This is a genomic window from Bosea sp. OAE506, assembly GCF_040546595.1.
Lineage (GTDB): Bacteria > Pseudomonadota > Alphaproteobacteria > Rhizobiales > Beijerinckiaceae > Allobosea.
Genome location: NZ_JBEPOB010000001.1, coordinates 2,018,838 through 2,036,914, shown reverse-complemented (window position 1 = coordinate 2,036,914; position 18,077 = coordinate 2,018,838). Strand labels below are relative to the sequence as shown.

At 69.9% G+C, this 18,077-nt stretch carries 17 protein-coding genes and 1 pseudogene; 1 reads left to right on the top strand and 17 read right to left on the bottom strand.

What is annotated here, in order from left to right:
• Position 1 precedes the first annotated feature (1 nt).
• From ABIE41_RS09855 to dxs, 7 genes and pseudogenes are all read right to left on the bottom strand, one after another.
• A pseudogene (locus ABIE41_RS09855) lies at positions 2 to 1,073 on the bottom strand (phytoene/squalene synthase family protein).
• Complete coding sequence (locus tag ABIE41_RS09845; protein ID WP_192643820.1) at positions 1,054 to 2,598, bottom strand: phytoene desaturase; 1,545 nt, start codon at positions 2,596 to 2,598, stop codon at positions 1,054 to 1,056. The pseudogene ABIE41_RS09855 and the gene ABIE41_RS09845 overlap by 20 nt, the downstream one beginning before the upstream one ends.
• Positions 2,592 to 3,485: an alpha/beta fold hydrolase BchO gene (bchO, locus tag ABIE41_RS09840; protein WP_192643821.1), complete on the bottom strand. Its 894-nt coding sequence runs from the start codon at positions 3,483 to 3,485 to the stop codon at positions 2,592 to 2,594. The genes ABIE41_RS09845 and bchO overlap by 7 nt, the downstream gene beginning before the upstream one ends.
• A complete protein-coding gene (locus ABIE41_RS09835; protein ID WP_465247086.1) occupies positions 3,482 to 5,254 on the bottom strand; it encodes a magnesium chelatase subunit D in 1,773 nt (590 codons plus the stop codon). Before ABIE41_RS09835 ends, bchO begins: the two co-directional genes overlap by 4 nt.
• Positions 5,251 to 6,255, bottom strand: a complete 1,005-nt coding sequence (gene bchI, locus ABIE41_RS09830; RefSeq protein WP_354191865.1) for a magnesium chelatase ATPase subunit I — start codon at positions 6,253 to 6,255, stop codon at positions 5,251 to 5,253. Before bchI ends, ABIE41_RS09835 begins: the two co-directional genes overlap by 4 nt.
• 164 nt (positions 6,256 to 6,419) lie before the next feature.
• On the bottom strand, positions 6,420 to 7,385 hold the full coding sequence (gene ispH / locus ABIE41_RS09825; RefSeq protein ID WP_192643823.1) for a 4-hydroxy-3-methylbut-2-enyl diphosphate reductase: 966 nt from the start codon (positions 7,383 to 7,385) through the stop codon (positions 6,420 to 6,422).
• On the bottom strand, positions 7,382 to 9,358 hold the full coding sequence (dxs, locus tag ABIE41_RS09820) for a 1-deoxy-D-xylulose-5-phosphate synthase (RefSeq protein WP_192643824.1): 1,977 nt from the start codon (positions 9,356 to 9,358) through the stop codon (positions 7,382 to 7,384). The genes ispH and dxs overlap by 4 nt, the downstream gene beginning before the upstream one ends.
• Positions 9,359 to 9,608: 250 nt before the next feature.
• On the opposite strand from dxs, the gene ABIE41_RS09815 reads away from it, so the two are divergent.
• Complete coding sequence (locus ABIE41_RS09815) at positions 9,609 to 10,001, top strand: c-type cytochrome (RefSeq protein WP_192643825.1); 393 nt, start codon at positions 9,609 to 9,611, stop codon at positions 9,999 to 10,001.
• Positions 10,002 to 10,081: 80 nt separating this feature from the next.
• Here ABIE41_RS09815 and ABIE41_RS09810 read toward each other — a convergent pair whose 3' ends face one another.
• The 10 genes from ABIE41_RS09810 to ABIE41_RS09765 form a co-directional block, all read right to left on the bottom strand.
• Positions 10,082 to 10,987: a DUF6282 family protein gene (locus ABIE41_RS09810; RefSeq protein ID WP_192643826.1), complete on the bottom strand. Its 906-nt coding sequence runs from the start codon at positions 10,985 to 10,987 to the stop codon at positions 10,082 to 10,084.
• A gap of 13 nt (positions 10,988 to 11,000) precedes the next feature.
• The gene (locus ABIE41_RS09805; protein ID WP_192643827.1) at positions 11,001 to 11,738 is read right to left on the bottom strand and encodes an amino acid ABC transporter ATP-binding protein; all 738 of its coding nucleotides are present in this window, start codon (positions 11,736 to 11,738) and stop codon (positions 11,001 to 11,003) included.
• A complete protein-coding gene (locus tag ABIE41_RS09800) occupies positions 11,716 to 12,402 on the bottom strand; it encodes an amino acid ABC transporter permease (RefSeq protein ID WP_192643828.1) in 687 nt (228 codons plus the stop codon). Before ABIE41_RS09800 ends, ABIE41_RS09805 begins: the two co-directional genes overlap by 23 nt.
• A 34-nt stretch (positions 12,403 to 12,436) precedes the next feature.
• Positions 12,437 to 13,111 carry an amino acid ABC transporter permease gene (locus tag ABIE41_RS09795; RefSeq protein ID WP_069056313.1) on the bottom strand — a complete coding sequence of 225 codons (675 nt, stop codon included), beginning with the start codon at positions 13,109 to 13,111 and terminating at the stop codon, positions 12,437 to 12,439.
• Positions 13,112 to 13,298: 187 nt separating this feature from the next.
• Complete coding sequence (locus ABIE41_RS09790; protein WP_354191864.1) at positions 13,299 to 13,910, bottom strand: transporter substrate-binding domain-containing protein; 612 nt, start codon at positions 13,908 to 13,910, stop codon at positions 13,299 to 13,301.
• A complete protein-coding gene (locus ABIE41_RS09785) occupies positions 13,858 to 14,109 on the bottom strand; it encodes a hypothetical protein (RefSeq protein ID WP_354191863.1) in 252 nt (83 codons plus the stop codon). The genes ABIE41_RS09790 and ABIE41_RS09785 overlap by 53 nt, the downstream gene beginning before the upstream one ends.
• An 80-nt stretch (positions 14,110 to 14,189) precedes the next feature.
• Positions 14,190 to 15,179, bottom strand: a complete 990-nt coding sequence (locus ABIE41_RS09780; protein ID WP_354191862.1) for a dihydrodipicolinate synthase family protein — start codon at positions 15,177 to 15,179, stop codon at positions 14,190 to 14,192.
• On the bottom strand, positions 15,157 to 16,326 hold the full coding sequence (locus ABIE41_RS09775; protein WP_192643830.1) for an NAD(P)/FAD-dependent oxidoreductase: 1,170 nt from the start codon (positions 16,324 to 16,326) through the stop codon (positions 15,157 to 15,159). Before ABIE41_RS09775 ends, ABIE41_RS09780 begins: the two co-directional genes overlap by 23 nt.
• A complete protein-coding gene (locus ABIE41_RS09770) occupies positions 16,323 to 17,750 on the bottom strand; it encodes an FAD/NAD(P)-dependent oxidoreductase (protein WP_192643831.1) in 1,428 nt (475 codons plus the stop codon). Before ABIE41_RS09770 ends, ABIE41_RS09775 begins: the two co-directional genes overlap by 4 nt.
• Position 17,751: 1 nt before the next feature.
• Positions 17,752 to 18,039 (bottom strand): (2Fe-2S)-binding protein, encoded by a 288-nt coding sequence (locus ABIE41_RS09765; RefSeq protein ID WP_192643832.1) that lies wholly within the window; start codon positions 18,037 to 18,039, stop codon positions 17,752 to 17,754.
• Positions 18,040 to 18,077: the final 38 nt, after the last annotated feature.

Below are 18,077 nucleotides of genomic sequence, written 5' to 3'. Positions count from 1 at the left end.
CTCACGGCCCTCTGACGACGGAGCGCTCGACCCGGCCGAGACGCTCGAACATCTCGATCACCGCCGCAGCCCGGCCAACCAGATTCCACCATGCGGGAGGCGCGCCGCGCAAGGCCGGGCGCGCCGCCTGCGACATCGCGGCCGCCGCGACCAGATAGGCCGTGCCCGGCAGCGAGGGCGCGGCCAGACCGTCCTCCCCCGAGCCGGTGACGAGCGCACCTGCGAGCAGCACGAGCTTGCGCCGCGCCGGCACGACGGCGCGCTGCGAGACGCTGTCATGCCCGCGCCGCGCCACCTCATGCCCGATCTCGGCATAGATCGCCCGCGCCGCCCGGATGCCGGGGCGGCAGGCGGCCGGCAGCGCCGCAATCCCCGCATCGGCACGCGCATAGAGCCGCTCGGCCTCCGCCAGCAGACGCGCCACGACCCCGGCGAGCGCCGGCGTGAACTGCGGCCGGGCCAGGAAGGCCTCGGGGTCGATGCCCGCCTCGCGCAGCCAGGCGAGCGGCAGATAGATCCGCCCCATCGCCGCATCGGTGCCGACATCGCGGGCGATATTGCTGAGCTGCATGGCCACGCCGAGATCCGCCGCCCGTGCCAGCACGTCCGCCGAGCGGCGCTCCATCAGCACCGCCATCATCACGCCGACCGAGCCGGCGACGCGCGCCGCATAGCTGCAGAGATCATCGAGCGTCTCGTAGCGCCGGCCCTGCGCGTCCCAGGAGAGCCCCTCGATCAGCGCCATCACCACGCTGCGCGGCACGCCGAAGCCGCGCACGGTCTCGGCGAAGGCGCGGTCGACCGGATGGTCGATGGGGCGTGCCGCATAGGCGCTCTCGACCCGCCGCTCCAGCCGCGCCACCGTCGCCGCATCGCCCGGCCCCTCATCGATTGCATCGTCCGCCAGCCCGGCAGAAGGCGTAGAGCGCCGTCGCCGGGCGCCGGATCGCCCGCGGCAGCAGCAGCGCCGCCGCCCGGAAGGATTTCGAGCCGTCGCAGAGCATGCGGTCGCAGGCCGCGAAATCCTCCGCCGAGAGGCCCGTAAGATGCGGATCAGACCAGTCGGGTCGCATGAGGCACCACCGTATCGAGAATGGCTGCAGAGGAGAGGACGCCGGGCAGCCCGGCGCCGGGATGGGTCCCCGCGCCGACCAGATAGAGCCGGTCGACCTCCTCGCTGCTGTTGTGTGGCCGGAACCAGGCGCTCTGCAGCAACCGCGGCTCCAGCCCGAAGGCCGCGCCATGGACCGAGAGCAGCTCGTCGCGGAAATCAGGCGGCATCATCAGCCGCGAGCTGACGAGGCTGTCGCCGAGCCCCGGCAGAAGGGTCGCCTCGAGCCGCCGCTGGATGCGGGCGCGGAAAGGCTCGGCCTCGGTCGCCCAGTCGGTGCCGCTCTGGAGATTGGGCACCGGCACGAGCGCATAGAAGGCGTCGCAGCCCTCGGGCGCGAGGGCAGGATCGGTCGCCGTCGGGCGATGCAGATAGAGGCTGAAATCCTCCGACAGCACCTTCCGCTCGAAGATGTCCTCGACCAGCCCGCGATAGCGCGGGCCAAACAGGATGCTGTGGTGGGGGACGCTGTCGTAGCGGCGGCGCGTTCCGAAATACCAGACCACGACCGACATCGAATAGCGCGCCCGCTTGAGCTTCGCATCGCTCCAGCGTTTGCGCGGCTGCGCCTTCAGCAGCGTGCCGTAGGTATAGGCGGCATCGGCATTGGAGACGACGACATCGGCCGCGATCGCCTGGCCATCCGCCAGCCGGACCCCTGTCGCAGCGCCATTGGCCACGGTGATCTCCGCCACCTCCGCGCCGTAGCGCAGCGTCGCCCCCTGGCCCTCCAGCAGCTTCACCAGCCCCGCGACGAGAGCCCCCGTTCCGCCTTGCGCGAAATGAACGCCGAACTTGCGCTCGAGATGGATCACCAGCGCGTAGATCGCCGTCGTCGCGAAGGGGTTCCCGCCGATGAAAAGCGGGTGGAAGCTCAGCGCCGTCCGCAGCCGCTCGTCGCGGACATGGCGTGCAGCGAGACCATAGACGCTGCGGTCGGCCCGTAGCCGTGCCATCGCGGGAAGGGCCTTCAGCATATCGACGAGCGTGCCGAAGGGCACATCCGCGAGCTGCTCGAAGCCGACCCCGTAGATCGCCTCGGCATCGCGCATGAAGGCCTCGTAGCCGGCGGAATCGCCGGGCGCGAAGGCGGCGATCCGCGCGCGCATCTTCTTCTCGTCGCCGCAGCAGTCGAGGCTCGAGCCGTCAGCGAAGATCAGCCGGTAGAAGGGATCGAGCGCGGTCAGGCTGACATCGTCCTCCATCCGCCGCCCGCACAGCGCCCAGAGCTCCTCGAAGAGATGGGGCGCGGTGACGATCGTCGGCCCGGCATCGAAGGTGAAACCGTCCTGCCGGAAGACGCGAGCGCGGCCGCCGGGCTGGTCGAGCGATTCCAGCACGGTGACGCGGTAGCCCCGCGCGCCCAGCCGGATGGCGGCCGCGAGCCCGCCGAAGCCGGAGCCGATCACCACGGCGTGGGGCCGGCGGTCGGCCTCGGGCTGGCGGGTGCCGGCCCCCAGGCTCGGCGGATGAAGCTCGCTCAGCATGACGCGACCGCCTCCCTGTGGCGCAGCATCTCGGCGCCGATCAGCGCCGCGATCTCCGCCGGCTTTTCCTCATGGACGAGATGGCCCGCGCCCGGCACCGTCTCGATGCGCGCATCGGGCAGGCGCCGCGCGACCTCGCGCGCATCGGCGGGCGGCACCGCCCGGTCGCCGGCGCCGACGACGAGCAGCACCGGCAGATCGAGGCGACCGAAGCCGCGCCCCAGCGTCTCGAGATCCCAGTTCGCCATCATCCCCAGCGTGGAGGCGATATGAACGCGGTTGGAAAACAGCCGCTGGTAGAGCTCCTGCCCGCGCGCATCGAGCCGCGAGCCGGTGCCTTCCAGCAATTGCGTCACCGCATCGGCACTCCCCGCCCGCCAGGCGAAGAAGCGCGGCACCAGCGGGTTGAGCACGAGCAGCCGCGCGACTGACGGAAAAAGCTGCGAAGCCACGCCCTTGAACGGCAGCAGCGCGCCATTCAGGCTGATCAGGCAGGCGGGTTCGATCGCCCGGGTCAGCACCATCTGCATCGCGATCGCAGCGCCGGCGGAATGACCGACGATCCCCTCCGGTTCGACTCCGAGCTTGCCAAGCAGCGCGGCGAGGCCGCGCGCCATCGCCGGCAGCGAGAGCCGGTCGCGCTCCGGCGCCTCGGTGAAGCCATGGCCCGGCAGGTCGGGCGCGACGACATGGAAATCGCGCGCCAGCAGTGGCAAGAGATCCCGCCAGGAATGGGTCGAGGCACCGGTCCCGTGCAGCAGCAGGAGCGTCGGCCCCCGGCCCGTCTCCTGAACATGCCAGGACAGGCCGCCGGCCTCGACGAAGCGACTGGCGGCGCGGTTCGGCCAGTCCCGCCCCTCGCTCGCCCAGGACAGCGCCGCGGTCATCGCGCGGCCGCCAGGGCCGCACCGACGGCGCGGCCGACGCCAGCCGCATCGGCCTGTGGCAGCGGCAGATAAAGCCCGCCCATCGCGGCCGCGATCTCGGCCGCCTGTGGCTGCGGCTGCGGCGAGGTGTCGATCAGGATCGCGTTGAAGCCTTCGCCACGCAGGCCCCGTGCCGCGGCCAGCGCGTCGGCCTGCGCCTGTGCTCGCCCCTGCCGCCCGGCGCGGTCGATATTGGCGCGGCCGTCGGTCATGAAGACCAGCGCCGGGGTTCGTCCCTTGCGCCTGACGGCATCGGCCAGCGCAGAGGCGGCCTCGATGGCGGTGGCGAGTGGCGTGGCGCCGCCACCCGGCAGGCCCGACAAAGCCCGCTCCGCCGCGACCAGCGAGCGCGTCGGCGGCAGCACGATCTCGGCTGCGCTGCGCCGGAAAGCGATCAGCGCCACCTCGTCGCGCCGCACATAACACTCCGCCAGCAAGAGCCGGACGGCGCCCTTCGCCTCGGCGAGCCGCTGCAGCGCCGAGGAGCCGGAGGCATCGACGACGAACAGCGTCGCGGTCTCGCTGCGCTGCTTGTGGCGCGCGACGCGGAAGTCCTCGCGGCGGACGATCAGCCCCTCACGGCCTGCCATCGCCGCCTCGCTGCGCCGCAGACGCTGCCAGGGCGCCGCGGCGCGCAGGGTCTCGACCACATCGAGCTTCGCCGCACCGCGCAGATCGCCCGCCTTCGAGCCGATGACACGGCCACGCCGCGCCGCCTTCTGGATCTGTCCGGCCCGCCCGGCCGCACGCGCCTTCACCCGTCCGCCCGAAGCGAGCAGCCGGGCGAGAAGCCCGGGCGGCAGCGCTGCACGCGCAGCCGCGAGCACGAGATCGTCAAGATCGCGCGGCGCCTCGCCGGAGGCGGTCTCGCCATCCTCGGGAGGCGGATCATCCTGCTGATCCGTCTGGGGATCGGATTCGTCTTCCGGCACGGCCGGAAGCCGCGTCGCGCGCGGCGCCAGAACCAGTGCGGCGGCCAGCGCCGCGTCGGCCTCCGCCACCGTGTCGCGTCCGGCGAGTGCAGCGCTCAGCCGCGCCACTTTCACCGCCTGAAGCGCCGCACGGAAGGAGTCGATCCCCAGCGCGAATGCGGCCGCGCACAGGCTGGCGAGCATGTCGTCGGCAATTGCAGCCGCCGGGCGGGCCCGCGCAGCCGCCATCTCCGCAGGCGAAAAGATGTCAGGCTCGATGTCGCGATGCGACAGCGGCGTCAGGTCGAGCCGCAGGGCCAGCCGGTCGGAGAGCGCTGTAGGAAGCCGTTCCTCCTTGGAGAGGCCCTCGTCCAGCGCCAGCACACCGAAGCGGCTAGGCAGCGTCAGGCACAGCCCGTCGCGCTCCACCGTCACCGCACCGGCATCGAGCACGGCGGCGATGCGGGCGGCCGTCCCAATCTCGAGCCGCTCGGCCATCGCGATCACGACAATCCCGCCATCGGCCTCCGCCAGCAGCCCGCGCTCGCCGACGGGGCGTCCCGCCGCCAGCGTCGCGGCCAGATCGAGCCCACCCAGCAGCCGTGCATCGCTAATGCCAGCCGGCATCCGCAGCAGCCGCTGCCCGCCCCCCAGAGCGGCGAGCCGGGCCAGAAATGCGTCACGGACCGGCCCTGCCGGCGCCCGCAATGTCATCCCACCAAGGGCAGCAGCATCGAGGGCCAGCAGGGCGGCCGCGTGCTCGGCCAGCCGCCAGGGCGACAGCGCCGGACGCTCCGCACCGGCGCCCACCGCGCTCACGGCCCGAACACCTCGGCCAGAGCGCGTTCGATCCGCACCGTCGAGCCCGCCTCGTCGAGCGGGTTGCGTCGCAGCCGGTGCCGCAGCGCGATCGGCGCGACGCTGCGGATATGGCTGTCACCAATCGCCACGTCGCCTTCCAGCGCAGCGAAGGCACGCGCCGCCCGCATCAGCGTCAGCTCGCCGCGTAGCCCGTCGGTGCCCAGATGCAGGCAGAGCTCGGCGACACGGCCTAGCGCGGCATCGGAGGTCTCGACCATGGCCAGCCGCTTGCGGGCGGCGACGAGCTTGCGCCCCAGCGCCGCATCGGCAGCCCGCCACTGCGCCGCAAAGCCATGCGGATCGCGATCATAGGCATCGCGCCGCTTCACCACCGCGATGCGGGTGGGCAGGTCGGCGGGCGTCGCAACCTCCACGGAGAGGCCGAAACGGTCGAGCAACTGCGGGCGCAATTCGCCTTCTTCCGGGTTGCCGCTGCCGACCAGAACGAAGCGCGCCGGATGGCGGATGCTCAGCCCCTCGCGCTCGACGACGTTCTCGCCCGAGGCCGCCACATCGAGCAGCACATCGACGAGATGGTCCTCCAGCAGATTGGCCTCGTCGATATAGAGGAAGCCGCGATTGGCGCGCGCCAGCAGCCCGGGCTGGAAGGCCTTTTCGCCGCTAACCAGAGCCTTCTCCAGATCGAGCGCGCCGACGACGCGATCCTCCGTCGCGCCCAGCGGCAGATCAACCACCGGCACCGGCACGAGATGGGTCTTCTGCCCGCGCGCTCCCGCCTGGGGAGCACAGTTATAGGGATCGCCGACGACGGCGCGCATCGGCGGCAGCAGGGCGGCGAGCGCCCGCACGGCGGTCGACTTGCCCGTGCCGCGATCGCCGAAGATCAGCACACCGCCGATGGTGGGGTCGATGGCGGCCAGCAGCAGCGCCCGCTTCATCTCCTCCTGCGCCACGATGGCGGAGAACGGGAAGGGCGGCGGACGGCCGCTGCCCTGCAAGGCCGTTTCCTTCTTTGAAGCGGACCCCCGCTCGCGGGTCGGCGCCGTCACCGGCGAGCCGGATGGCCGCCCTGCCTCCGCAGGCCCGCCCTCCTCGCCTCGGAGAACCTGTCCGACGACATCCGCATGATCCAGGGGCCCGTCCATCGCCGTCTTTCCCCGTTTCAGGACGCCATCGCCTCGACGAGCCGCGGCGGCAGGCGGAACACCACCTCCTCCTCGGTCCCATCGAGTTCCTTCACCGTCACCGAGCGGAAGCCGCGCAGCCGGTCGATCGTCTCCTGGATCAGCCGCTCGGGCGCCGAGGCGCCGGCGGTGAAGCCGACGGTCTCGACCGTCTCGAACCAGGCCGGCTCGATCGCATCCGGACCCTCGATCAGATGGCTCGGTACGCCGGCGATCGCGCCGACCTCGCGCAGCCGCGTGGTGTTGGAGGAGGAGCGCGAGCCGACGACGAGGATGAGATCGCAGTGCGGCGCCATCGCCTGCACCGCCGCCTGCCGGTTCTGGGTCGCGTAGCAGATGTTGCGGATGTCGGGTCCGACGATCGCCGGGAAGCGCGCGGTCAGCGCGGCGATGACCTCGCGCGTGTCCTGAACGCTCAGTGTCGTCTGGCTGATATAGGCGACCCGCTCCGGGTCGGCGACGACCAGCCCGGCGACTTCGGCGGCCGTAGCGACGACATGCAGCCGCCCGTCGATCTGGCCGCGCGTGCCCTCGACCTCGGCATGGCCCTCATGGCCGATCAACACGACGTCGTAGCCGAGCTGCGCATAGCGCCGGCCCTGGTTGTGGACCTTCTGGACGAGCGGACAGGTCGCGTCGATCACGTCGAGCCCGCGCGCCGCCGCGGCCGCCTCGACCCCGCGCGACACGCCATGGGCCGAAAAGATCGTCGTCGCGCCCGCCGGGATCTGGTCGACCTCGCCGACGAAGACGGCGCCCTGGGCACGCAGGCCCTCGACGACATGGGTGTTGTGGACGATCTCGTGGCGGACATAGACCGGCGCGCCGGTCTGCGCGATGGCGCGCTCGACGATCTCGACCGCCCGCACCACGCCGGCGCAGAAGCCGCGCGGTTTGGCCAGCAGCACCGTCAACGGGCGCTTGAAGGGCGTCACGGCGTTCATGTCGAGGCCTCGTGCAGCGGGACCGTTCCGGGCGCGATCGCCGGCACCAGCCGCAGGCCCGCCGCGCCTGCCATGGCGCTGCGGCGGGCAGCCGGCCGGCAGAGCCCCGTCGCCAACGCGACGATCGCATCCGCGTCGAGCCCGGCCTGCGCATAGAGCCGCGCCTGGCTGTCTTGGTCCTGGAAACGGTCCGGCAGGGTCAGCGTCTTGATCTTCAGCCCGGCCTCGAAGAGCCCGTCATCGGCCAGCGCATGCAGCACGAAGGAGCCGAAGCCGCCGACGGAGCCCTCCTCCACCGTGATCAGCGCCTCGTGATGCTGCGCCAGGCGCCGGATCAGCGCCCGGTCGAGCGGCTTGGCGAAGCGCGCATCGGCGACGGTGGTCGACAACCCCATCGCATCGAGCAGCTCCGCGGCCTCGAGGCATTCGCCCAGTCGCGTTCCATAGGAGAGGATGGCGACCCGCGTGCCCTCCCGCAGCACCCGCCCGCGGCCGATCTCGAGTGGCATGCCGGTCTCGGGGAGCGCGACGCCGAGCCCTTCGCCGCGCGGATAGCGCAGCGCGATCGGCCCCTCGTCATGGGCGCAGGCGGTGGCGACCATATGCACGAGATCGGCCTCGTCGGCCGCCGCCATCAGCACGAAGCCGGGCAGGCAGCCGAGATAGGCGGTGTCGAAGGCACCCGCATGGGTCGCGCCATCGGCGCCGACCAGCCCCGCCCGGTCGATGGCGAAGCGCACGGGCAGTTTCTGCAGCGCGACGTCATGAACGATCTGGTCATAGGCGCGCTGCAGGAAGGTCGAGTAGATCGCACAGACCGGCTTCAGCCCCTCGCAGGCGAGCCCGGCGGCGAAGGTCACCGCATGCTGCTCGGCGATGCCGACATCGAAGAAGCGGGAGGGATGCGCCTTCGCAAAGGCATCAAGCCCGGTGCCGGAGGGCATGGCGGCGGTGATGGCGACGATGCGCTCGTCGCGCGCCGCCTCGCGCAGCAGGGCCTGCGAGAAGACCTTCGTATAAGAGGGCGCGGCGGCCGGCGCCTTCTCCTGCTGCCCGGTCGCGACGTCGAAGCGGACGACGGCGTGGTACTTGTCCGCCGTCGCCTCGGCCGGGGCATAGCCCTTGCCCTTCTGCGTCACGACATGGACGAGGATCGGCCCGTTCGGCGCATCGCGGACATTGCGCAGCACCGGGATGAGGTGGTCGAGATTGTGGCCGTCGATCGGCCCGACATAGTAGAAGCCCAGTTGGTCGAACAGCGTCCCACCCGTCAGGTAGCCGCGCGCGTGTTCGACGGCACGGGTGATCTTGGAATCGAGCCCGCGTCCGAGCCGGCGCGTCAGCTGGCGGCCCTGGTCGCGCAGCGAGAGATAGGCCTTGCCGGACAGTAGCCGCGCCAGATGTGCCGACAGCGCACCCACCGGCGGGGCGATCGACATGTCGTTGTCATTGAGGATGACGATCAGCCTTTTGCCGAGCGCACCGGCATTGTTCATCGCCTCATAGGCCATGCCGGCCGACATCGCGCCGTCGCCGATCACGGCCACGACATGGCCGTCCTCGCCCTTGAGGTCGCGGGCGACGGCGAAACCCAGCCCCGCCGAGATCGAGGTCGAGGTGTGGGCGGCCCCGAAGGGGTCGAACTCGCTCTCCTCGCGCTTGGTGAAGCCGGAGAGCCCGCCGCCCTGGCGCAGCGTGCGGATGCGGTCGCGCCGGCCGGTCAGGATCTTGTGGGGATAGGCCTGATGGCCGACATCCCAGATCAGCGTGTCGCGCGGCGTGTCGAAGAGATGATGCAGCGCGACCGTCAGCTCCACCACGCCGAGCCCTGCCCCGAGATGGCCGCCGGTGACGGAGACGGCGTCGATCGTCTCCGCCCGCAGCTCATCGGCAAGTTGCTTCAGCTGAGGCTGCGACAGGCGGCGCAGATCGGCGGGAGAGGTGACGCCGTCCAGAAGCGGGGTCTCGGGCATTCCATTCCCCTTCGCGCCTCGATGTGTCAGCTTGAATTTACATATTGATGTCAAGCTGTCGATACACTACGAAGGAGTTGCACGACATGCAATCGCTTTGGTCGTGCTTTTTGGACGTTCGGCCCCCGACGATCCGCAAGAGGCGCGAGGCCTGAAGACCAGAATGAGCGACGATGGGTTGATCGGCGGAACCTTTTCCGGCGTATTGCCTTCGTTGGAATTGGACGAAGTCTCGGAAAGGTCACACGCCATGAGACAGCTTGCCTACGCAGCCACTGCCGCATTCCTCTTTTTCCTGCCCGCCACCGCACAGGCCCAGGATCTCGCCGCCGGCGAGAAGGTCTTCCTCCAGTGCAGGACCTGCCACCAGGTCGGAGAAACCGCGAAGAATGCCGTCGGCCCCGTCCTCAACGGGCTGTTCGACAACCGCAAGGCCGGAACGCACGAGGGCTATACCTATTCGGCGGCCTACAAGACGCTGGACAAGGTCTGGAACGAGGACAATTTCCGCGTCTACATCAAGGATCCGCGCGGCGTGACGCCGGGCACCAAGATGATTTTCCCGGGCCTCAAGGACGACACCCAGATCACCAATCTGGTCGCCTATCTCAAGCAGTTCGGCCCTGACGGGAAGAAGAAGTAAGGCGCCGCAGCGCCTCTCCAACGATCTCCCGACCGACTCGCGCCCGGCCTAAGGCCGGGCGCTTTTTGTTGGGCGCCACCTCAGGCGAAGCTGCCGATCCGGAACAGATCGACCGGGTTGGTGGTGTTCATCCGGCGAAGCTCCGCCTCGGAGAAGCCGTCCGATTCGAGGAGCACGAGGAACTCCCGGAAGGCCTCGACCGGCGGCGGCAGCAGATAGATGCCGGCATCGCCCGAGACGATGGCGCGGTCGCCAGCGGCGCGGATGCGCGGCGTCAGATCCTGCACTGTCTTCGACGGGGCGCGGTGCTTCTCCTGGTCGACATGGGTGAGCCCGACCTGTGTCGCATGGGTCAGGACGAAGAACGAGAACTCGCAATAGGCGCCCAGACCCACCAGCGTCTCGATGGTCTTGATATCGTAGCCGCCGGCATGCGTGCGTACGCGGGTGGCCCCGCGCTTCTTGGCCTCTTCCGCCAGCGCCACGGCCTCCCAGCCATCGACATGGCCGCAATCGAAGACGATGTCCCGCTCGGCGCAGAGGTCGATGATCGCGGGCACCGGGTCGGGCACCTTGCCACTCTCATGCACGCCGAAGGCAGCCTCCAGATAGAGCCCCGTGCGCCCCTCGCGCCGCGCCACCGCCTTGGTGTGATGCGTCGGCAGCGAGAGGAAGCGCGCGCCGGTGCCTGGCCCGTAGCCGTAATCGACCGCGTTGCGCGCCGCCTCATAGGTCACACCGCCGGCGGTGGGCTGCATGATCAACCCGCCGAAGATCTCGATGCCGAGATGGCCGAGCTCGGCCGCAGCCAGCGCGGCATAGCCCGACGAGTTCATGAAATTGTCCATCAGCCCGATGGCGCGCATCCCGGCCGCGGCCGCCTGGCGCACCGATTCGAAGATGTTGGCGCTGCGCCCGTTGAGATGCGGGCAGGTGTGGACGTGGCAGTCCACCGCGCCCTTCAGATAGTGCATGCCGTAGCTCATCGGGGCTCTTCCTTCAGTGCCGCAGGATGCGGCGGACGAAATCGGCGCAGCGCTCGGTCTGCGGCGCGTCGAAGATCTGCTCGGGCGGCCCGACCTCGACCACCTTGCCGTCGGCCATGAACACGACCTTGCTGGAGATCTCGCGGACGAAGCCCATCTCGTGGCTGACGATCAGCATGGTCATGCCCTCGGCGGCGAGCACGCGGATGGTGTCGAGCACCTCGGCGACGAGCTCGGGGTCGAGCGCCGAGGTCACCTCGTCGAGCAGCAGGATCTCCGGCTTCAGCGCCAGCGCGCGGGCGATCGCGACGCGCTGCTGCTGGCCGCCGGAGAGTTCGTCCGGATAGGCCTCGATCCGATGCGACAGCCCGACCTTCTCGAGCAGTGCGCGCGCCTCGCGCTCGACCTCGGCGGCGTCGCGCTTCTTCACGATGGTCGGCGCGATGGTGACGTTGCGCAGCGCCGTCATGTTCTGGAACAGATTGTATTGCTGGAACACGACGGCGAAGCGGTCGCGCACCTTCTTCAGCGCGGCCGCGCTGCCATAGTCGACCTGCGCCCCGGCGACATGGACGACCCCGGCATGCGGCTTCAGCAGCCCGGTCAGCACGCGCAGCAGCGTGCTCTTGCCCGAGCCGGAGGGGCCGATGATCGAGACGATCTCGCCGCGCTTGACCGACAGCGAGACATCCTGCAGGACCGGCGCCGTGCCATAATTGGCGCTGAGCCTATCGATGACGAGATGGGGCAAGCCGGCGCTCCAGATGCGATGCGAACAGGTTCAGCGGATAGCAGAGGACGAAATACAGGATCAGAATCGTGCCGAAGCAGATCGCCGCCGAGAAACCCTTCTGGTTCAGGATCTTGGCGGCATAGGTCAGCTCGACCACGCCGATCTGCGAGGCGATCGAGGTGCTCTTCACCAGCCCGACCGAATAGGTCATCGAGGGCGGGATGATGATCGCCCAGGCCTGCGGCAGGATCACCCGGCGCAGCGCTGTCAGCCCGCCCATGTTCATGGTCTCGGCCGCGTCCCACTGGTTCTTGTGCACCGATTCCAGGCCGGCGCGGATGTTCTCGGCCGAGAAGGCCGAGGCCGAGAGCGCGACCGTGGTGGCGGCGACCGCGAACATGCTGGCGTCGAAGCCGGCGAGCTGGAAGGCGAAGAACACCACCATCAGCTTCACCAGGAAGGGGATGCGCCTGAAGATCTCGACATAGATCGTGGCGAACCAGCGCAGCGGCGCGAAGCCGACGATGCGCTCGTTGCGCAGCACGGCGAGCCCGAAGCCGACGAGGAAGCCCAGCCCGCAGCCGACGAGCGAGAGCAGCGCCGTATAGGCGAAGGCCTTCCCGAGGAAGATCAGGTTGTAATAGCCGAAGAAGCGCGGCGCCTCCTCGATCAGCGAGGTCATCGGCAGCCCTCCGGCCTGGGACGACGCCGTTCCATCAGAAGACCTTGCCCTTGATGCGGAAGAAGTAGCGCCCGACGGCGTAGAGCGCCGCGCTCGCGACCAGGGTCAGCGCGATGTAGTAGAGCGCCGCGATCGAGAAGATCTCGAAGGAGCGGAAGGTCTGGGCGTTGATGTTGTAGGTCCGCCCGGTCAGTTCCTCGACGCCGAAGATCGCGGCGATCGAGGTCGTCATCGTCAGGATGATGTACTGGTTCGACAGCGGCGGGAACAGAACCTTGCCGATATGCGGCAGCACCACGTAGCGGATGATCTGGATGCGCGAGAAGCCCAGCGTCTCCGCCGCCTCGATCTCGGCCTTGCGGATGGAGCGGAAACCCGCCCGCTGGATCTCGGTGAGATAGGCGCCGGCATTGATCGCCATGCCCAGCAGCACGGCCTGGTAGGAGCCGAGCACGATGCCCCAGTCCGGCAGCGCGAAATACAGAAAGAAGATCTGCACGAGCAGCGGCGTGTTCAGGAAGAACACGACATAGGCCTTCACCAGCCAGCGCAGCGGTCGCGGCCCATATTCGAGCACCGAGGCGCAGACGAGCCCGATCGCCCAGCCGATCACGAAGGCGATCGCCGCCAGCTGCAGCGCGAGCCACGCACCGCCGGCGAGATAGCCGAGATAGGGCGTCACCTGCCCGTATTGGAGGGTGTAGGCCATCAGGACAGCGACCGGCTACATTGCAACACCCGCTCCGTCATTCCGGGCGCAGCGAAGCGGAGACCCGGAATCCATCCTAGAGCGTCGGCGCCCTTCGATGGATTCCGGATCGGCGCGGCTACGCCGCTTGTCCGGAATGACGGGGCTTGGGTCCGCAGGACCATCGGCTTGGGATGGCGCAGAGGCATCAGAAATACGGCGTGACGGGCACTTTCGTGTCCATCGGCTTGAGGAACCACTTCTCCCAGATCGCCTCGACCGTGCCGGCCGTGTGCAATTCGTAGAGCGCGATGTTGAGCCAGTCGCGGACCGAGTAATTGCCCTTGGCGACGCCGAAGCTCGAATAGGTGACGCCGTATTCCGGCGTCGCCACCACCTTCCACTTGATCGCCGGGAAGATCTTCAGCCGGTAGGCCACCGCGTCGATCCCGTCGAAGGAGGCGTCGCCGCGCCCCTGCGCCAGCGCCCGGTCGCGATCGTTGTAGTTGTCGAGCAGGACGAGCTTGGCCTTGGGCAGGTTCTTCTGGATGAAGGGGATCGCGGTCGTGCCGCGCACCTGGATCAGCGTCACGCTCTCGCTGTTGAGATCGGCGAGCTTGGCGAAGGGCTTCGCGTCGGTGGTGACGATCCCGTAATTCTCCGAATGGATCGGCGCGGTGAAGTCGATCACCTTGGCGCGCTCGGAGGTGCGGCTCATCGCGCCCATCACGACATCGACCTTGTCGGCCACGACGAAGGGGATGCGGTCAGGCGAGCCGACCTGGACCAGCGTGAGCTTGACGCCGAGCTTGTCGGCCACCCGCCTTCGCCAGCTCCGGCTCGAAGCCGTCGATCTCGTTCTTCTCGTTGAACAGCGCGCGCGGCGGCAGCGTCGGGTTGACGCCGACGCGCAGCTCGCCGGCCTTGAGGATGTCGTCGAGGGAGCGGGCGGAGACCGGCGCGGTCGCGCCCAATCCGAGGCAGGCGGCGAGCAGGCAGGCGAAGCGCGACATCGTCATTCAAGCCTCCTCAGAAGAGCACTGCAGCATTGTCATTGTATACGTTCGGCATGCAATGAGGCCATTGCCCGGCGCGATTGTCAACGCGGGGCGCCCGCTTTCTCGACATGGGCGAGCGCCTTTTCGAGCCGGCGGTATTCCTCCGGCGGCAGCGGCGCGAAAGGCGGGCGCACGGCATCGCAGGCGAGCCGCCCGAGGATCTTCAGGCAGGCCTTGAGGCGGGTGGTGGCGCGCCCGCCCGGCGCCTCGCGATAGACGGCGCAGGCGAGCGGATAGATCGCGTCATGCCAGTGGCGGGCGGCATCCCAGTCGCCGGCCTGCGCCGCGCGCCAGAGGGCCACCAGCGGGGCCGGCGTCACTGCCGCGAGGCTGACCTGGCTGCCCTCGGAGCCGATCAGATAGCTCGTCAGCAAATGCTCGTCGCCGGAGCCCAGCACCGCGAGGTCCGGCCGCAATCCCTTGGCGAGCCGCCGGTTGGCGTCATAGGTCGCCACCTCCCAGCTGCCCTCCTTGATGCCGCAGACCAGCGGCAGCGCAACAAGCCCCGCCAGCGTCGCCGGGTCATAAGGCATCGCGCCCGCACCCACCGGCGCCTGGTAGAGCAGGAAGGGCAGACCGCAGCCGGCGATGGCGTGCTGGTGGTGCAGCAGCGCCGAATCACGATCGCGAAACAGCCCCCAGGCATTGGGCGGGAACAGCAGGATGGCGTCGGCGCCGGCCTCTTCGGCGTCGCGCGCGTGCAGCGCCGCGTCGAGGCTCGATTCAGCGTTGACCCCACTGGTCAGGAAGACGCCCGGCCCCAGCACCTCCCGGCAGATCGCGACGACGCGGCGCTTCTCCTCGCGCGTCAGCAGGAAGTTCTCGCCAGCATGGCCGTTGATGAGCAGACCCTCGATGCCGTCATGCCCCGCGACCGCCGCGACATGGTCGGCGAGCGCCTGCTCGTCCATGCGGAACTCCGGCGTCATCGGGCAGATCGTCGCCGCATGGATGCCGGTCAGGCGCGCGATGGCGGCCGCAACCCGGCTGTCGGATGCAGTGGCGGGGTCAGACATGCTGTGGCTGTTCATCGGTGGCTCGGCCTGCATCGGCGGATGGAGTGGGCGAGGAAGCCGGCGACGTCAGCAGCCGGTCGATCGGGAAGAGCGGGTCCGCAGGCTCCTGCCCGAGGATGCGCTGGGCGAGCAGCCGGGCGATGTAGGGGCCGCTGGTGTAGCCGGAGTGGACGCTGCCGCAGATATAGGCGTCGGGGATGCCCGGGATCGGCCCGGCCGCCGGCAGTGCATCGGCCGTCTCGGCTTCCAGCCCCGCCCAGGCGCGCGCCAGCCTGGCATTCCGCAACGCGGGGATGGCGTGACAGGCGAGGCGCATATTGCCGATCAGGCTCTCGGGCACGAGTTCGACCCCGCCGCGCTGCCGGTCGCCCCGACCCTGCCAGCCGCCGCCGATCACCACCGTGCCATGCGGATACTGCTTGAGCGACAACAGCCCGCTGGCGATGCCGACGACCGTGCGCATGACGGGCGCCACGCGCTCGGTCACCGCGAGCTGGTTCACCAGCACCTTGATCGGCAGATGAATGCCGAGCCAGGCCGCCATCTCCTCGAGCCAGACCCCGCCAGCCAGCACGAGCCGCTTGGCCCGGACCGGGCCTGCCGCGGTCTGCACGGCGAAGCCGCCCTCCTCGCGTTCGACACCGGAGACGGGCGTCTCCTCGCGCAGATCGACACCGGCCTCGATCAGCGCGGCGCGATAGGCCTGCCCCGTCAGATAGGCATTGGCATAGCCGTCGACCTTGCAATGCCCGGCGAGCAGGACGCCGTCGCCGAGCCCCGGCTCCACCGCGCGCGCGGCCTGCTCCGAGATCAGCTCGATCGGCGCACCCGCCTCGCGGCGCTTGCCGGCCCGGAAGCTGAGCAGTTCCGCCTCGCGCTCAGTGAAGGCGAGCGAGAGCCCGTCGCAGACGACGACGCCGACATCATGCCCCAGCCACTCCCGCGCCGAGGCCCACATCGCATGGGCCTGCAGCGCGTAGGGGATCAGCGCCACCCGCGTCATCTGCATGGTCAGCGTGCCCGCATTCACGCCCGAGGCCTCGCGGCACAGCGCACCGCGCTCGAACAGCACGGTCCTCATGCCGGCCCGCGCGCAGAACAGCGCCACCGTCGCGCCATGGATGCCGCCGCCGACGATGGCGAGATCGTAGGGCGCGCTCATAGTGGGGCCGGCGTCGGCACGGGGATGTCGGCATAGTCGAACTGCCCAAGCAGATCGGCCAGCGGCACGGGGCGCAGCGGCGGCCGCCCGGTCCAGTAGCCCGCTGCCTCGCGCGAACCGACATGGCGGGCGAGCAGCGTCGCCGCCGTCTCGCCGCACATCCGGCCCTGGCAGGGGCCCATGCCGCAGCGGGTGAAATGCTTGAGCTGGTTGATCTCGCGCGCACCGGCCGCGATGGCGGCCTCGATCTCGCCGCGGCGGACATCCTCGCAGCGACAGACCACCGTATCGTTGGCAATCCCCTCGACCATCGCCGGCCGCGCCCGCATGAGCCGGTTGATCGCGCCGGCGAAGACCAGCGCCTTGTCAAGCGCGACGCGCGCCTCCCCCGCTTCCCGGGCAAAGACATCGTCCGACAGCCGGCCTGCATCCTGCGCAGCCGCCAGCCCGGCGAGACGCCCCGAGAGCCGCGCCGGCTCGGCACCCGCCACCGCCGTGCCGTCGCCGACGGCATAGAGCCCCGCGATCGAGCAGCGCCCGAAAGCGTCGCGCACCGGCGTCCAGCCGCCCGCCTCCGGCGCGAAGCGATGCTCCGCCCGCAGCAGCTTCGGGATCTCGCTGCCCGGCACCAGCCCGTGGCCGATGGCGAGTGCATCGGCAGCGAACACCCGTGACTTGCCGTCAGTGGGCCGCCCCTCCGCATCAACAGGCGCGACCGTCACCATCTCGCAGGCCTCGCAGCCGGAGACGGCCGTGACCGTATGGCGAAACAGCACCGGCACGCGCGCCGCGCCCAGCTTCAGTGCCCATCCAAGGCCCTGCCGCAGCAGATCCGGCCGGCTCGCCATCGCCGGAAGCGCCTTCAGCCAGTCGCCCGGCCCCGACAGATCGATGATCGCCGCGACCTCGCCGCCCCCCGCGACGATCTTGGCCGCCACCGCCGCCAGCAGCGGCCCGCAGCCCGCCACCACCGTGCGCCGACCCGGCACCATGCCCTGCGACTTCAAGAGGATCGTCGCCGCCGCGAGCCCGATCACGCCCGGCGTCGTCCAGCCCGGAAAGGGCACCAGCCGCTCATGCGCGCCGGTAGCGGCGACCAGCCGCGGCGCGGTGAAACTCTCGCTCCCCGCCTCCGTCACCGCATCGACGCGAAAGGCGCCCGAGATCGACCAGACCCGCGCGCCGCCCTTCCAGACCACGGATGAAGCGGCAACCGCCGCGCGCAGCGCATCCCCCGCCCGCTCGTCGGCGCCTCGCTTTTCGGGTGCGACCGAGAGGCCAGCAGGCGGCGCGCGATAGACCTGCCCGCCGGGAGAGGCGGCCTCGTCCAGCAGCACCACCGACAGCCCGGCAGCGCTTGCGGCCAGAGCCGCAGCGGCGCCGGCCGGGCCGGCTCCGATGACGATGAGATCGGCTGGCGTCATCTCAAAGCGAGCCCTTGAGTTCGACGACAAGCCCGTCCTCGACAGGCACCTGGCAGGACTGGCGCAGCACGCCGTCCACCTGCACCACGCATTCCTGGCAGACGCCCATGAAACAATAGGCGCCGCGCGGCGAGAACTCCCGCGGGCTGTGGCGCAGCCGGGTGATACCGGCTGCCAGCAGCGCCGCAGCGAGCGTTTCGCCGCGATGGCCGCCGACGGCCGTGCCATCCACTTGGAAGGTGACGGCAGCACCCCGCCGGAACCCGTCCGCAATCCGCAGAGCCGTCATCCGTTCGTCCGATTCCCCGCCCGCCGCCGCTTTACAAG

Excerpts from the sequence above, each read along its gene's own strand:
- ABIE41_RS09845 (WP_192643820.1), bottom strand. The coding sequence starts at position 2,598 with ATGCTGAGCGAGCTTCATCCGCCGAGCCTGGGGGCCGGCACCCGCCAG.
- ispH (WP_192643823.1), bottom strand. The coding sequence starts at position 7,385 with ATGAACGCCGTGACGCCCTTCAAGCGCCCGTTGACGGTGCTGCTGGCC.
- bchO (WP_192643821.1), bottom strand. The coding sequence starts at position 3,485 with ATGACCGCGGCGCTGTCCTGGGCGAGCGAGGGGCGGGACTGGCCGAAC.
- ABIE41_RS09795 (WP_069056313.1), bottom strand. The coding sequence starts at position 13,111 with ATGGCCTACACCCTCCAATACGGGCAGGTGACGCCCTATCTCGGCTAT.
- ABIE41_RS09800 (WP_192643828.1), bottom strand. The coding sequence starts at position 12,402 with ATGACCTCGCTGATCGAGGAGGCGCCGCGCTTCTTCGGCTATTACAAC.
- ABIE41_RS09765 (WP_192643832.1), bottom strand. The coding sequence starts at position 18,039 with ATGACGGCTCTGCGGATTGCGGACGGGTTCCGGCGGGGTGCTGCCGTC.
- ABIE41_RS09810 (WP_192643826.1), bottom strand. The coding sequence starts at position 10,987 with ATGAGCTACGGCATGCACTATCTGAAGGGCGCGGTGGACTGCCACGTC.
- ABIE41_RS09785 (WP_354191863.1), bottom strand. The coding sequence starts at position 14,109 with ATGACGATGTCGCGCTTCGCCTGCCTGCTCGCCGCCTGCCTCGGATTG.
- dxs (WP_192643824.1), bottom strand. The coding sequence starts at position 9,358 with ATGCCCGAGACCCCGCTTCTGGACGGCGTCACCTCTCCCGCCGATCTG.
- ABIE41_RS09815 (WP_192643825.1), top strand. The coding sequence starts at position 9,609 with ATGAGACAGCTTGCCTACGCAGCCACTGCCGCATTCCTCTTTTTCCTG.
- ABIE41_RS09780 (WP_354191862.1), bottom strand. The coding sequence starts at position 15,179 with ATGAACAGCCACAGCATGTCTGACCCCGCCACTGCATCCGACAGCCGG.
- ABIE41_RS09775 (WP_192643830.1), bottom strand. The coding sequence starts at position 16,326 with ATGAGCGCGCCCTACGATCTCGCCATCGTCGGCGGCGGCATCCATGGC.
- ABIE41_RS09770 (WP_192643831.1), bottom strand. The coding sequence starts at position 17,750 with ATGACGCCAGCCGATCTCATCGTCATCGGAGCCGGCCCGGCCGGCGCC.